Source organism: Pseudomonas sp. KCJK9016 (assembly GCF_046231795.1).
Lineage (GTDB): Bacteria > Pseudomonadota > Gammaproteobacteria > Pseudomonadales > Pseudomonadaceae > Aquipseudomonas > Aquipseudomonas bananamidigenes.
This window is the reverse complement of record NZ_JBJJMM010000016.1, coordinates 32,625-44,672: the sequence shown is the minus strand read 5'-3', so window position 1 is coordinate 44,672 and position 12,048 is coordinate 32,625. Positions and strand designations below refer to the sequence as shown.

General features: G+C 62.0%; 13 protein-coding genes. 7 read left to right on the top strand and 6 right to left on the bottom strand.

The window, feature by feature from the left end; genetic code table 11:
• Positions 1–55: 55 nt before the first annotated feature.
• Both ACK6BI_RS16975 and ACK6BI_RS16970 read right to left on the bottom strand, forming a co-directional pair.
• On the bottom strand, positions 56–394 hold the full coding sequence (locus ACK6BI_RS16975; RefSeq protein WP_409317952.1) for a hypothetical protein: 339 nt from the start codon (positions 392–394) through the stop codon (positions 56–58).
• A 29-nt stretch (positions 395–423) separates the two neighbouring features.
• On the bottom strand, positions 424–684 hold the full coding sequence (locus ACK6BI_RS16970; protein WP_065260373.1) for a DUF2790 domain-containing protein: 261 nt from the start codon (positions 682–684) through the stop codon (positions 424–426).
• Positions 685–991: 307 nt separating this feature from the next.
• On the opposite strand from ACK6BI_RS16970, the gene ACK6BI_RS16965 reads away from it, so the two are divergent.
• Together ACK6BI_RS16965 and ACK6BI_RS16960 are read left to right on the top strand one after the other, a co-directional pair.
• Positions 992–1,732 carry a response regulator gene (locus ACK6BI_RS16965; RefSeq protein WP_065260374.1) on the top strand — a complete coding sequence of 247 codons (741 nt, stop codon included), beginning with the start codon at positions 992–994 and terminating at the stop codon, positions 1,730–1,732.
• Complete coding sequence (locus tag ACK6BI_RS16960; RefSeq protein WP_409317951.1) at positions 1,729–3,036, top strand: ATP-binding protein; 1,308 nt, start codon at positions 1,729–1,731, stop codon at positions 3,034–3,036. Before ACK6BI_RS16965 ends, ACK6BI_RS16960 begins: the two co-directional genes overlap by 4 nt.
• 127 nt (positions 3,037–3,163) lie before the next feature.
• Here ACK6BI_RS16960 and ACK6BI_RS16955 read toward each other — a convergent pair whose 3' ends face one another.
• Both ACK6BI_RS16955 and ACK6BI_RS16950 read right to left on the bottom strand, forming a co-directional pair.
• Positions 3,164–3,913: a DUF2063 domain-containing protein gene (locus ACK6BI_RS16955; RefSeq protein ID WP_409317950.1), complete on the bottom strand. Its 750-nt coding sequence runs from the start codon at positions 3,911–3,913 to the stop codon at positions 3,164–3,166.
• Positions 3,906–4,745, bottom strand: a complete 840-nt coding sequence (locus ACK6BI_RS16950) for a DUF692 domain-containing protein (RefSeq protein ID WP_409317949.1) — start codon at positions 4,743–4,745, stop codon at positions 3,906–3,908. Before ACK6BI_RS16950 ends, ACK6BI_RS16955 begins: the two co-directional genes overlap by 8 nt.
• Positions 4,746–5,041: 296 nt before the next feature.
• On the opposite strand from ACK6BI_RS16950, the gene ACK6BI_RS16945 reads away from it, so the two are divergent.
• Positions 5,042–6,088 carry a class I SAM-dependent methyltransferase gene (locus tag ACK6BI_RS16945; protein ID WP_409317948.1) on the top strand — a complete coding sequence of 349 codons (1,047 nt, stop codon included), beginning with the start codon at positions 5,042–5,044 and terminating at the stop codon, positions 6,086–6,088.
• 79 nt (positions 6,089–6,167) lie between these two features.
• Positions 6,168–7,016 (top strand): NAD-dependent protein deacetylase, encoded by an 849-nt coding sequence (locus tag ACK6BI_RS16940; RefSeq protein ID WP_409317947.1) that lies wholly within the window; start codon positions 6,168–6,170, stop codon positions 7,014–7,016.
• Here ACK6BI_RS16940 and ACK6BI_RS16935 read toward each other — a convergent pair.
• A complete protein-coding gene (locus ACK6BI_RS16935; RefSeq protein WP_409317946.1) occupies positions 7,000–7,878 on the bottom strand; it encodes a LysR substrate-binding domain-containing protein in 879 nt (292 codons plus the stop codon). The genes ACK6BI_RS16940 and ACK6BI_RS16935 overlap by 17 nt on opposite strands.
• A 176-nt stretch (positions 7,879–8,054) precedes the next feature.
• On the opposite strand from ACK6BI_RS16935, the gene ACK6BI_RS16930 reads away from it, so the two are divergent.
• Genes ACK6BI_RS16930 through ACK6BI_RS16920 form a run of 3 tightly spaced genes read left to right on the top strand, consistent with a single transcriptional unit; the run spans position 8,055 to position 10,636 of the window.
• Complete coding sequence (locus ACK6BI_RS16930; protein WP_085708698.1) at positions 8,055–8,753, top strand: CoA transferase subunit A; 699 nt, start codon at positions 8,055–8,057, stop codon at positions 8,751–8,753.
• Positions 8,754–8,777: 24 nt separating this feature from the next.
• Positions 8,778–9,443 (top strand): CoA transferase subunit B, encoded by a 666-nt coding sequence (locus tag ACK6BI_RS16925; RefSeq protein WP_085704101.1) that lies wholly within the window; start codon positions 8,778–8,780, stop codon positions 9,441–9,443.
• A gap of 11 nt (positions 9,444–9,454) precedes the next feature.
• Positions 9,455–10,636: an acetyl-CoA C-acetyltransferase gene (locus ACK6BI_RS16920; protein WP_065260382.1), complete on the top strand. Its 1,182-nt coding sequence runs from the start codon at positions 9,455–9,457 to the stop codon at positions 10,634–10,636.
• 113 nt (positions 10,637–10,749) lie between these two features.
• On the opposite strand, the gene ACK6BI_RS16915 is transcribed toward ACK6BI_RS16920, so the two are convergent.
• Positions 10,750–12,018: an Nramp family divalent metal transporter gene (locus ACK6BI_RS16915; protein ID WP_409318037.1), complete on the bottom strand. Its 1,269-nt coding sequence runs from the start codon at positions 12,016–12,018 to the stop codon at positions 10,750–10,752.
• Between the last annotated feature and the right edge of the window lie 30 nt (positions 12,019–12,048).

Genomic DNA, 12,048 nt, shown 5'->3' with positions numbered 1-12,048 from the left:
GGCGGTCTGCCGATCAAAGAGGTGTCTGCCGTTCACCGGCAGACACCTTTGCCGTTCAAGCCGTATGGCTGTCCAGCCATTGGCTCTGCGGGGTCCGGCTGGCGCCATTTTCGGCAACCATCTGCCCTTGCGGTGTATGGCTTGAGCCGTCCGCCGCGACCATCTGCCCTTGCGGCGTGTGGCTGGCACCATCGGCAGCCACCATTTGTCCATGCGGCGTACGGCTGGAGCCGTCGGAGGCCATCAGGCCATCGTGGCCCGGCTTGGCCACCGGGGCCAATTGAAAGCAAGTGCTGCTGCCACAGGTGTTCTGTTCGACGGCGGCGTTGGCATGCGCGGCGACGCCGGCGAAGGAGAAGGCAACAGCGGTCAGAAAGCGAGATACGTTGATCATGGCGAGAGTCCTTTGATGGAAGTGGGCAATCAGTTTTCGTTGTTGCAGCCGTCGGCGAATTTGCTGTAATCGAGTACGCGGGTCTGACCGGCCGAATCGAGGTAGGTCATGCGGGCGTCGACGATGCCGCAGGTCATCGATTTGTCTTCTTTCATCGAGATCACTTTCTGGATATCCAGATGCGTGCCGTAGGTGTAGGTTTGCGGGGCAGCTGCTTCGGCGCGGGCCGACAGGGTGCAGATGTTCAGAGCGGCAAACAGGCAGGCGGCGATTGCGGATTTGTGAGTCATGGCGTTTTCCTCAAGGCTTCAATGGGTAGTCGGTTGTTTGAGCCGAGGCGCTGTGGTGTGCCTCGATGGAGCTCATTTAAAGCTCGCGAGGTATCCCGTCTGTGTCGGAAAACGTCCGGTATAAATCGCTACGTATCTCGCCCGCCGGGGGATACACAGCGATACAAAACCCGGAAAAAATCGTGATTTTGCGTCCACATGTATCAGCCATCGCGGCAGATACACTGCAATACAAAGGCAGGCAGGCGAGCCGGTACGGGCTCTATAGACTGCGAGACATTCCCCCACTTGATAGAGGTTTGGCTCCATGGATCATGTCGATCACATTCTCATCGTCGACGACGACCGCGAGATTCGCGAACTGGTTGGCAACTACCTGAAAAAGAATGGCCTGCGCACCACCGTGGTCGCCGATGGGCGGCAGATGCGCAGTTTTCTGGAAGCCAACACCGTCGACCTGATCGTGCTCGACATCATGATGCCCGGCGATGACGGCCTGCTGCTGTGCCGCGAATTGCGCGCCGGCAAACACAAGGCCACGCCGGTCTTGATGCTCACCGCACGCAACGATGAGACCGATCGCATCATCGGCCTGGAAATGGGCGCCGACGATTACCTGACCAAACCCTTCGCCGCCCGCGAACTGCTGGCGCGGATCAACGCCGTGCTGCGCCGCACGCGCATGCTGCCGCCCAATCTGGTGGTCACCGAAAGCGGGCGCTTGCTGGCCTTCGGTCGCTGGCAGCTCGACACTTCGGCCCGGCACCTGCTGGACAGCGATGGCACCATGGTCGCCCTGAGCGGTGCGGAATACCGCCTGTTGCGGGTATTCCTCGATCATCCGCAGCGGGTGTTGAGCCGCGATCAGTTGCTCAACCTGACCCAGGGCCGCGACGCCGATCTGTTCGACCGTTCCATCGACCTGCTGGTCAGCCGCCTGCGCCAGCGACTGCTCGATGATGCCCGTGAACCGGCCTACATCAAGACCGTACGCAGCGAGGGTTATGTGTTTTCGCTGCCGGTGGAAATCCTCGGAGCCCCTGCATGAAGATCGCGCTGCACTGGCCGCGCACCCTCGCCTCGCGGCTGTCGCTGATTTTCCTGATCGGCCTGATCCTCGCCCAGGCGCTTTCATTCGGTGCTCAGTATTACGAGCGCTATGAAAGCGCAAAGAACACCATGCTGGGCAACCTGGAAACCGACGTGTCGACCTCGATCGCGATCCTCGACCGCCTGCCCGCAGCCGAGCGCCCGCAATGGCTCGAACGCCTGGCCCGGCCCAACTACGGCTACCTGCTCAGCGAAGGCGAACCGGGTACACCGATCAATTCGGGCGAAGTGCCGATTGCGGTCACCTCGATCACCGACGCCATCGGCGAAAACTATCCGCTGACCTTCACCGACATTCCCGGGCCGAAAAAGCACTTTCAGGGCCATCTGCGCCTGAGCGACGGCAGCCCGGTGACCATCGATGTGCGACCGTCGATGGTGCCGCTGTCACCCTGGCTACCGGTGGTGCTGCTCGGGCAACTGGCGCTGATGATTGCCTGTACCTGGCTGGCGGTGCGCATCGCCATCCGCCCGCTGACCCGGCTGGCCAATGCGGTGGAAACCCTCGACCCCAACGCCCATCCGATCAATCTGGATGAGCAGGGTCCGAACGAAGTGGTCTACGCCGCCCGTGCGTTCAACACCATGCAGGCGCGCATCGCCGCGTACCTGAAGGAGCGCATGCAGTTACTGGCGGCAATTTCCCATGACCTGCAAACCCCGATCACCCGAATGAAACTGCGGGCGGAGTTCATGGACGATTCGGCGGAAAAGGACAAACTGTGGAACGACCTCGGCGAGATGGAGCATCTGGTGCGAGAAGGCGTGGCCTACGCCCGCAGCATCCATGGCGCGACCGAAGAAAGCCGTCGCACCAACCTCGATTCGTTCCTCGACAGTCTGGTGTTCGACTATCAGGACATGGGCAAGCAAGTGCAGTTGAGCGGCAAGAGCGAAGCGGTCATCGACACCCGCCCCCACGCCCTGCGACGGGTGCTGGTGAACCTGACCGACAATGCACTGAAATTTGCCGGTGCCGCAGAGCTGCTGATCCAGCGAGAGAAGACCGGCCTTTCGATCAAGGTCATGGACCGCGGGCCGGGCATCGCCGAAGAAGAACTGGCCCAGGTGATGGAGCCGTTCTACCGCGTGGAAAACTCGCGCAACCGCAGCACCGGCGGAACCGGGCTGGGGCTGGCGATTGCCCAGCAACTGGCGATGGCGCTGGGGGGGTCGCTGAATCTGAGCAACCGTGAAGGGGGCGGGTTGTGCGCGGAGTTAAAACTGCCCCTACACACCTGAGCCAAGAATAAGTCCCTGTGGGAGCGAGCCTGCTCGCGATGGCGTCAGTCCAGACAACATCTTCGTTGGCTGACAGACCGTCTTCGCGAGCAGGCTCGCTCCCACAGGATTTGCGGTGTTTGTGGGATCAGTTGATTCCGATCACACCGTCCTCGTGCATCTGTTGCAACAACGCCAGTCCGCTGTCCATGAACGACGCAGTTCCCGGCAACCCCGCCTCCATCGCCAGCCCTTCCAGTTGCTCGCGACCGTTCAGCGCAGGGAACTCGCCAACTCGCTGCAACAACCGCCACGCCAACGGACTCAACTCGGAAAACTTCACACTGAAATCCGCCGCACGCCGCACCAGCAACAGGGTTGGCTGGGCGGGTGGCGTTGACGGCTGATATTCAGGGCTGAGGATCTGCACCGGCCACACATACGCCAATGGCCAGGCCAGCGCCGAAACCTGCAGTGGCCGCTCCAGCAGCAACGCGGGATCACTGTTTGGCAGCGGTTCGGCGTCGGATTGCTGCAACACCATCTCCACCCACTCGTAATGCGCCAGTTCCACCAGAAACGCCGGCCACTCGCCCGCACTCAACACTGCTGGCTCCGAGGCGAGGTAACCGACGAACTCTTCGGCGATCTCACCGAATTTCGGCGTCTGCGCGCGGTAGTCCCGCAGAAAGCCGCGAATCAATGTGCGCCAGCGCTCCTGACCGATGATCCGGATCAGCACCGGAAAGGTCCCACCCAACAGCTGCGAGACATTGTTGAAGACCAGATCGCGATAGACATTGACCCGCGCCGCGTTCATGTCGGCCGGCGGCGTCTGGTTTTCGGGGTCGCGCAGGTAGCGCGTCAGGGCCTGTTGTTGCTGCTCAAGGTTATCCACGCTGGCCTCCCTGATGCTGCAAGCGGCGAATGGTCTGCAACTCGGCCACCAGTTCAGAGAATGCCGGAAAGTTGAAGTCGCGTTCGAGCAAGGTCGGCTGCACGCCAAAACGTGCGTAGGCCTCCGCCAGCAATGACCAGACCACCTGTTTCACCGAAGCGCCGTGGGTGTCGATCTTCAGCGTGTCGGACTCGTCGAAATGCCCCGCCACATGCATCCCGACCACCCGGCCCGGTTCGATCCCGGCCAGAACCGTCTGCGGGTCGAAACCGTGGTTGATCGAATTGACGTAAACGTTGTTCACATCGAGCAGCAGATCGCAATCCGCCTCGCGCAGCACGGCATTGGTGAAGGTCACCTCGTCCATGTCCTGCCGGGGGGCGGCGTAATAGGAAACGTTTTCCACTGCCAGACGCCGGCCGAGGATGTCCTGGGCCTGACGGATCCGCGCGGCAACGTGGTGCACCGCCTCTTCGGTGAACGGCAGCGGCAGCAGGTCATAGAGGTGACCGTCGTCGCTGCAATAACTCAGGTGCTCGCTGTACAGCGGCACGTTGTAATGATCGAGAAACACCCGGACTTCCCGAAGGAAGTCGATGTCCAGCGGCGCCGGTCCGCCGAGCGACAACGACAAACCGTGACAGGACAACGGATAACGCTCGGCCAGTTCGCGCAACGCGGCACCGTGAGCGCCGCCAACACCGATCCAGTTTTCCGGGGCGACTTCGAGAAAGTCGAAATCGCCGATGCGGGCGGCTTGAAGATCTTTCATCAGGCCGCGACGCAGGCCGAGCCCGACGCTGGCCTGCAAGGTGGGGCGGGGAATCTGCATGGGGCAAGACCTCTGTAAATGAGCCGCCGACAGTGGCGACAGAGGACCAGTGAATGCGCACGCTGTATCACGGCTGTGTTCCCCCGCCTTGGCATTTGCAGGGCTGTGTATCCCCGGCCACTTTTGATACATGCAGATACAAAAATCCGCCCAACACCGACTAGACTCAATCAGTACCCAGTCGAGGGGGCCGCAGACGCCATCGGCGCCCTGCCCGTTTCCACGACCACCGCCCGGTGGTGCATGCCTCGACCCCCATCATCACCGGACTGTGATCCCTGACAGGAGCACATGACATGGACGAGGCCAGACTCAACGAGTTCATGGGCAAACTGGTCAACGACATGGGCGGCGCAGCGATGCTGGCCAATGTCATCGTCGGCGAAGAACTCGGCTTGTACAAAGCTATGGCCGACAGCCAACCGATCACCCCGGAAACCCTCGCCGAAAAAACCGCCTGCAATACCCGCCTGGTCCGCGAATGGCTCAGCGCCCACGCAGCCTCCGGCTACATGGAACACCTGGATGGCAAATTCCGTTTGCCGGAAGAACAGGCCATGGCCCTGGCCAAGGATGAATCGCCGGTCTACGTGGCCGGCGGCCTCGGCGTGGTGGCGTCGTTTTTCCACGACAAGGACAAACTGGTCAAAGCCATGCGCGGCAATGGTGCTTTGCCTTGGGGCGATCATCATCCGTGCATGTTCACCGGCACTGAACGGTTCTTCCGCCCCGGTTACAAAGGGCATTTGATCGCCGAATGGCTGCCGGCCCTGGACGGCGTGGTGGCCAAACTCGAAGAAGGGGCCAAGGTGGCCGATGTCGGCTGCGGTCATGGCGCCTCCACGGTGATCATGGCCCAGGCGTTTCCCAACTCGCGTTTCGTCGGTTTCGACTACCACGCCCCCTCGGTCACCGTCGCCACCCAACGCGCCGAAGAAGCTGGCGTCAGCAGCCGGGCGAAGTTTTTCCAGGGCACGGCGAAAAGCTTTCCTGGCGATGACTATGACTTGATCTGCTACTTCGACTGCCTGCACGACATGGGCGACCCGGTCGGCGCAGCACGGCATGCCTATGATTGCCTGAAAGACGACGGCACCGTGCTGTTGGTCGAGCCGTTTGCCAACGACACCCTGGACGACAACATCAACCCGGTCGGGCGCCTGTTCTATGCGGCGTCGACGTTCATCTGCACACCGAACTCGCTGTCCCAGGAAGTGGGCCTGGGGCTCGGGGCACAGGCTGGTGAGTTGCGCTTGCGCAAGGTGTTCAATGAGGCCGGGTTCAAGCAGTTCCGGCGGGCGACACAGACGCCGTTCAACCTGATACTGGAGGCACGCAAGTAAATGTCGGCACCGGGCGCCCCGCAAGAGGCGCCCGGCGGTGCTAACCTGCAAGGCACTCGCAGCCTGCGGAACACCGAACATGCTCGACCACCCTTCTGACGAATATCTCGATTATCTGCAACGGATCATGGCCGACGGCGATTTCGTGGTGCTGACCGGCGCCGGCATCAGCACGCCGTCGGGCATCCCCGACTACCGCGACACCAACGGCGTGCGGCGGGGTCGCCAGCCGATGATGTATCAGGAATTTCTGTCGGCGCCCGAGTCGCGCCGTCGCTACTGGGCCCGGGCCATGCTCGGCTGGCCACGTGTGCGCCAGGCACAACCGAATGCGGCCCACGAGGCACTGGCCAGCCTGCAAAGCCAGGGGCGTATCGGCGGATTGATCACCCAGAACGTGGATACCTTGCACGATCAGGCCGGCAGTCACGATGTCATCGAGCTGCACGGCAGCCTGCACCGGGTGCTGTGCCTGGACTGTGGCCGGCGCAGCGAGCGGGATTCGATCCAGCGCGTGATGGAAACGCAAAATCCGTATCTGGCGGGCGTCGATGCGGTGCAGGCGCCGGACGGCGACACCCTGCTTGATCCGGCTTTCGAGGCACTTTTCCAGGTACCGTACTGTCCGTACTGTGAAAGCGAACGGATGAAGCCGGATGTGGTGTTTTTTGGCGAGAACGTGGCTCAACCAACGGCGGCGCGGGCCATGGCAGCAGTGGAGAATGCGGCGGGAATGCTGGTGGTCGGCTCGTCGTTGATGGCGTATTCGGCGTTTCGCCTGTGCCGGGTGGTTGCGGATCGGGGCAAGCCGCTGATCGCGATCAATCTGGGCAAGACCCGGGCGGATGAGCTGCTGGATTTGAAGATCGAGGCGTCCTGCGAACACATTCTGCCGTCATTGGCTCAACGCCTCAGTGCTCAGCCTTGAGAATGTCAAAAAGCGCCTGCGCCGCCGCCGACAATTCATTCCCGGAATCAGTCAACACGCCAATCGCCCGCTCCACCACGGGCTGATGCAGGGTCAGGCAGTGCGCTCCCAGCTCGCGCATCTGCTCGGCGCACAGGGCCGGCACCGCGCTGACACCCAGTCCGCTGGCCACCATCCGCCCGACGGTCGCCAGTTGATGGCTTTCAAACTCCACCGGCAATTTCATCCCTCGGGCCTGCAAGTGTTCCTCAAGCATCACCCGCACTGTCGACGGTCGCTGCAGAGTGATGAAGGGTTCTTCGAGCAAGGTCTGCCAGTCGACATCGGTACGCCGGGCCAACGGTGAATCCTGGGGCACCACGGCGACGAAGCGATCCCGGTAAAGCGGTGTGAAGGTCAACGAAGTGTTCTGCAGCGGCTCGAACGCCACGCCGAGTTCGACCTGGCGATCACGAACCATTTCCAATACCTGCTCGTTGATCACGTCGTTGACCGTGACATTGACGTTCGGGTAGCGCGCCCGGAAAGACTTGAGGATCGGCGGCAGCAGGTTGCCGGCGAACGACGGCATCGCCGCCAGCGTCACTCGCCCCCGTTGCAGGCTGAAGCGCTGGCGCATTTCATCTTCGGCGTTGTCCCAATCGGCGATCAGGCGCCGGGCCAGCGGCAGCAGCGATTCGCCTTCCGGGGTCAGCGCCACGTTGCGCGTGTTGCGGCTGAACAGGCGCCCGCCCAGTCCCTCTTCCAGCGCCTTGATGGTCAGGCTCAGCGCCGACTGCGACAGGTGCAGCCGCTCGCAGGCCACGGCAAAACTCAGGCTCTGGGCCACGGCGAGAAAGGCGCGGATCTGCTTGATGGTCATGGTCGCGTTGCTCCCGTTGCGAGCTTCAAGCGTTAAGCTGCAAGACAAAGGATGATGATTTGATGAGATTTATCAATCAATCCACCTTAAAAATCAACTTAACAAATATATCCAGCAGCGAGACACTCCAGTCATTCGGCTAGCCAGCCGCCCGACAAACAATAAAAGAGGTGCATATGGCAGGTTTCGACAAGCGAGTATATTCCTACGAGGAAGCCATGGCGGGCCTTGAGAACGGCATGACCGTGATCGCCGGCGGCTTCGGCCTGTGCGGCATTCCGGAGAACCTGATCGCCGAGATCAAGCGCAAGGGCACCCGCGACCTCACCGTCGTCTCCAACAACTGCGGCGTCGATGGCTTCGGTCTCGGCGTGCTGCTGACCGACCGCCAGATCCGCAAGGTGGTCGCCTCCTACGTCGGCGAAAACAAACTGTTCGAAGAGCAACTGCTCAAGGGCGACATCGAAGTCGTTCTGACCCCGCAAGGCACTCTCGCCGAAAAAATGCGCGCAGGCGGCGCCGGCATCCCGGCGTTCTTCACCGCCACCGGCGTCGGCACGCCGGTCGCCGAAGGCAAGGAAGTGCGTGAATTCCACGGTCGCAAATACCTGATGGAAGAATCCATCACCGGCGACTTCGCCATCGTCAAAGGCTGGAAAGCGGACCACTTCGGCAACGTCATCTACCGTCACACCGCGCAGAACTTCAACCCGCTGGCCGCCACCGCGGGCAAGATCACCGTGGTCGAAGTCGAAGAAATCGTCGAGCCCGGCGAACTGGATCCGTCGCAGATCCACACCCCCGGCATCTACGTCGACCGGGTCATTTGCGGCACGTTCGAAAAACGCATCGAACAACGCACCATCCGCAAATAATCCAGGCTGACGGAGAACAAGAACATGGCACTTACCCGCGAACAAATGGCTCAACGCGTCGCCCGCGAAATGCAGGACGGCTTCTACGTGAACCTGGGCATCGGCATTCCGACCCTGGTCGCCAACTACATCCCCGAAGGCATGGAAGTCATGCTGCAATCGGAAAACGGCCTGCTCGGCATGGGCCCTTTCCCGACCGAAGAAACCATCGACGCCGACATGATCAATGCCGGCAAACAAACGGTGACCGCGCGTATCGGCGCATCGATCTTCAACTCCGCCGAATCCTTCGCAATGATCCGAGGCGGTCACGTCGACCTGACCGTGCTGGGCGCCTTCGAAGTGGACGTACAAGGCAACATCGCCTCGTGGATGATTCCCGGCAAACTGGTCAAGGGCATGGGCGGCGCGATGGACCTGGTGGCCGGCGCCGACAACATCATTGTCATCATGACCCACGCATCCAAGGACGGTGAGTCCAAGTTGCTGAGCCAGTGCAGCCTGCCGCTGACCGGCGCCGGTTGCATCAAGCGCGTACTGACCGACCTTGCGTACCTGGAAATCGAAAATGGCGCTTTTGTCCTCAAGGAACGCGCACCTGGCGTCAGCGTCGAGGAAATCGTCGCCAAAACCGCTGGTAAACTTGTCGTCCCGGATCACGTACCGGAAATGCAGTTCGCTGCCGAGTGAGGAATTCGAAAATGCAAGACGTCGTCATTGTTGCCGCCACGCGCACCGCGATCGGCAGTTTCCAGGGATCGCTGGCCACCGTTTCCGCCGTGGATCTGGGCGCGGCGGTCATTCGTCAGTTGCTGGAGCAGACCGGTCTGGACGGTGCCCAGGTCGATGAAGTGATCATGGGCCAGGTGCTGACCGCCGGCGCCGGCCAGAACCCGGCGCGCCAGGCGGCGATCAAGGCCGGCCTGCCCCACGCCGTGCCGGCCATGACCCTGAACAAGGTCTGCGGCTCGGGCCTCAAGGCCCTGCACCTCGGCGCCCAGGCGATCCGTTGCGGCGACGCCGACGTGATCATCGCCGGCGGTCAGGAAAACATGAGCCTGGCCAATTACGTCATGCCGGGCGCTCGCACCGGTCTGCGCATGGGGCACGCGCAAATCGTCGACACCATGATCAGCGATGGTCTGTGGGATGCGTTCAACGATTACCACATGGGCATCACCGCCGAGAATCTGGTCGAGAAATACCAGATCAGCCGCGAGCAGCAGGACGCTTTCGCCGCTGCTTCGCAACAGAAAGCCGCTGCCGCCATCGAGGCCGGACGCTTTGTCGATGAAATCACCCCGATCCTGATCCCGCAGCGCAAAGGCGATCCGGTGGCGTTCAAGGTCGACGAACAACCACGGGGCGACACCACCGCCGAATCCCTGGCCAAACTGCGCCCGGCCTTCAAGAAGGACGGCAGCGTCACTGCCGGCAACGCTTCGTCGCTGAACGACGGCGCGGCTGCGGTCATTCTGATGAGCGCGGAAAAAGCCAAGGCCCTTGGCCTGCCGGTGCTGGCGAAAATCGCCGCCTATGCCAACGCGGGCGTGGACCCGGCGATCATGGGCATCGGCCCGGTGTCGGCCACTCGCCGCTGCCTGGACAAGGCCGGCTGGAACATCGGCCAGCTCGACCTGATCGAAGCCAACGAAGCGTTCGCCGCGCAATCGCTGGCGGTGGCCAAGGATCTGCAATGGGATCTGGACAAGGTCAATGTCAACGGCGGCGCCATCGCTCTCGGTCACCCGATCGGTGCATCGGGCTGCCGGGTGCTGGTGACCCTGCTGCACGAAATGATCAAGCGTGATGCGAAAAAGGGTCTGGCGACCCTGTGCATCGGCGGCGGTCAGGGCGTCGCTCTGGCGCTTGAACGCGCTTAAGCACAAAAGCGTTCAACAGCGGGCGGCGGATCCACGACATCCATTGCCCGTTGGCAACAAGCCCGGTACGACTGACGTCGCACCGGGTGTTTTTTTGCCCGTCGTGTGGAAAATCACGCCGCCAGTTGCAGAATCAACCAGGCATTGGCGCCGCTGATCACTCCAAACAGGCCCCACGCCAGAATCCTTGTCGGCAATCGATTCACAAACGGCCCCATCAGTTGCTTGTCGTTGGTCATGCGAATCAGCGGATACAGCGCAAACGGCAATTGCAGGCTCAACACCACCTGACTCAGCACCAGCAATTTGCCCACCGCATCTTCGCCCATCAGCCACACGCCGATGAACGCCGGGATCAGCGCCAACCCCCGGGTGATCAAGCGTCGCTGCCAGCAGGGAATGCGCAGGTTCAGATAGCCTTCCATGATCACCTGGCCGGCGATGGTGCCGGTGAAGGTCGAACTCTGCCCCGACGCCAGCAGCGCCACGCCGAACAGCACACTGGCCAGCGCGCCGCCCACCAGCGGGTCGAGCAAGTGGTAGGCGTCCTGAATGTCCACCACATCGGAATGGCCGGTTTGATGAAAGGCTGCCGCCGCGAGAATCAGGATCGCCGCGTTGACCAGCAAGGCCAGCGCCAGCGAGCCGATGGTGTCGATGCGCGCCAGTTTTACCGCATCCTGCTTGCTGGCCAGATCCTGGCCGATCAGCCGCGTCTGCACGATCGACGTGTGCAGGTACAAGTTATGCGGCATGACGGTGGCGCCGAGGATGCCGATGGCCAGGTACAGCGGCCCTGCTTCGCTGATCGCCGACAGCGACGGTTTGAAACCTTGGGCAACGTCCGGCCAGTATGGTTTGATCAGCAGCAGCTCGACGAAAAAGCACGCGCCGATGGTCGCGACCAACACCAGCATGATCGCTTCCAGCCTGCGGAATCCACGGTTTTGCAGGGCCAGCACCAGCAAGGTATCGAATGCGGTCAGGGCAATGCCGAAGCTCAGAGAACAACCGAGCAACAAGTGAAACGCCAGCGCGCAGCCGAGCACTTCTGCAAGGTCGGTGGCAATGATCGAGATTTCCGCCAGCACCCATTGCAGCCGCGCCGTCGGGGTGCTGTAGCGTTCGCGGGACAGTTGCGCCAGATCGCGTCCGGTGGCGATGCCCAGCCGCGAGCAAATGCATTGCACCGCCATCCCCGCCAGGCTCGCCAGCAGCACCACGAACAACAGGCTGTAACCAAAGTGCGAACCGGCCTCGATGGCCGTCGCCCAGTTGCCCGGGTCCATGTAGCCGATGGACACCAGCAGACCGGGGCCGGCAAAACGCAGAACGCGTTTGAAGAACGAGGCATTCGGATCGACCGAGACGCTGCCGGCCACTTCCGGCGGGCAGAACGGCGCAGTGGCGAT

What these genes read in the sequence shown, in the direction of transcription:
- ACK6BI_RS16975 (WP_409317952.1), bottom strand. Translation starts at nt 394, where the DNA reads ATGATCAACGTATCTCGCTTTCTGACCGCTGTTGCCTTCTCCTTCGCC.
- ACK6BI_RS16970 (WP_065260373.1), bottom strand. Translation starts at nt 684, where the DNA reads ATGACTCACAAATCCGCAATCGCCGCCTGCCTGTTTGCCGCTCTGAAC.
- ACK6BI_RS16965 (WP_065260374.1), top strand. Translation starts at nt 992, where the DNA reads ATGGATCATGTCGATCACATTCTCATCGTCGACGACGACCGCGAGATT.
- ACK6BI_RS16960 (WP_409317951.1), top strand. Translation starts at nt 1,729, where the DNA reads ATGAAGATCGCGCTGCACTGGCCGCGCACCCTCGCCTCGCGGCTGTCG.
- ACK6BI_RS16950 (WP_409317949.1), bottom strand. Translation starts at nt 4,745, where the DNA reads ATGCAGATTCCCCGCCCCACCTTGCAGGCCAGCGTCGGGCTCGGCCTG.
- ACK6BI_RS16945 (WP_409317948.1), top strand. Translation starts at nt 5,042, where the DNA reads ATGGACGAGGCCAGACTCAACGAGTTCATGGGCAAACTGGTCAACGAC.
- ACK6BI_RS16940 (WP_409317947.1), top strand. Translation starts at nt 6,168, where the DNA reads ATGCTCGACCACCCTTCTGACGAATATCTCGATTATCTGCAACGGATC.
- ACK6BI_RS16935 (WP_409317946.1), bottom strand. Translation starts at nt 7,878, where the DNA reads ATGACCATCAAGCAGATCCGCGCCTTTCTCGCCGTGGCCCAGAGCCTG.
- ACK6BI_RS16930 (WP_085708698.1), top strand. Translation starts at nt 8,055, where the DNA reads ATGGCAGGTTTCGACAAGCGAGTATATTCCTACGAGGAAGCCATGGCG.
- ACK6BI_RS16925 (WP_085704101.1), top strand. Translation starts at nt 8,778, where the DNA reads ATGGCACTTACCCGCGAACAAATGGCTCAACGCGTCGCCCGCGAAATG.
- ACK6BI_RS16920 (WP_065260382.1), top strand. Translation starts at nt 9,455, where the DNA reads ATGCAAGACGTCGTCATTGTTGCCGCCACGCGCACCGCGATCGGCAGT.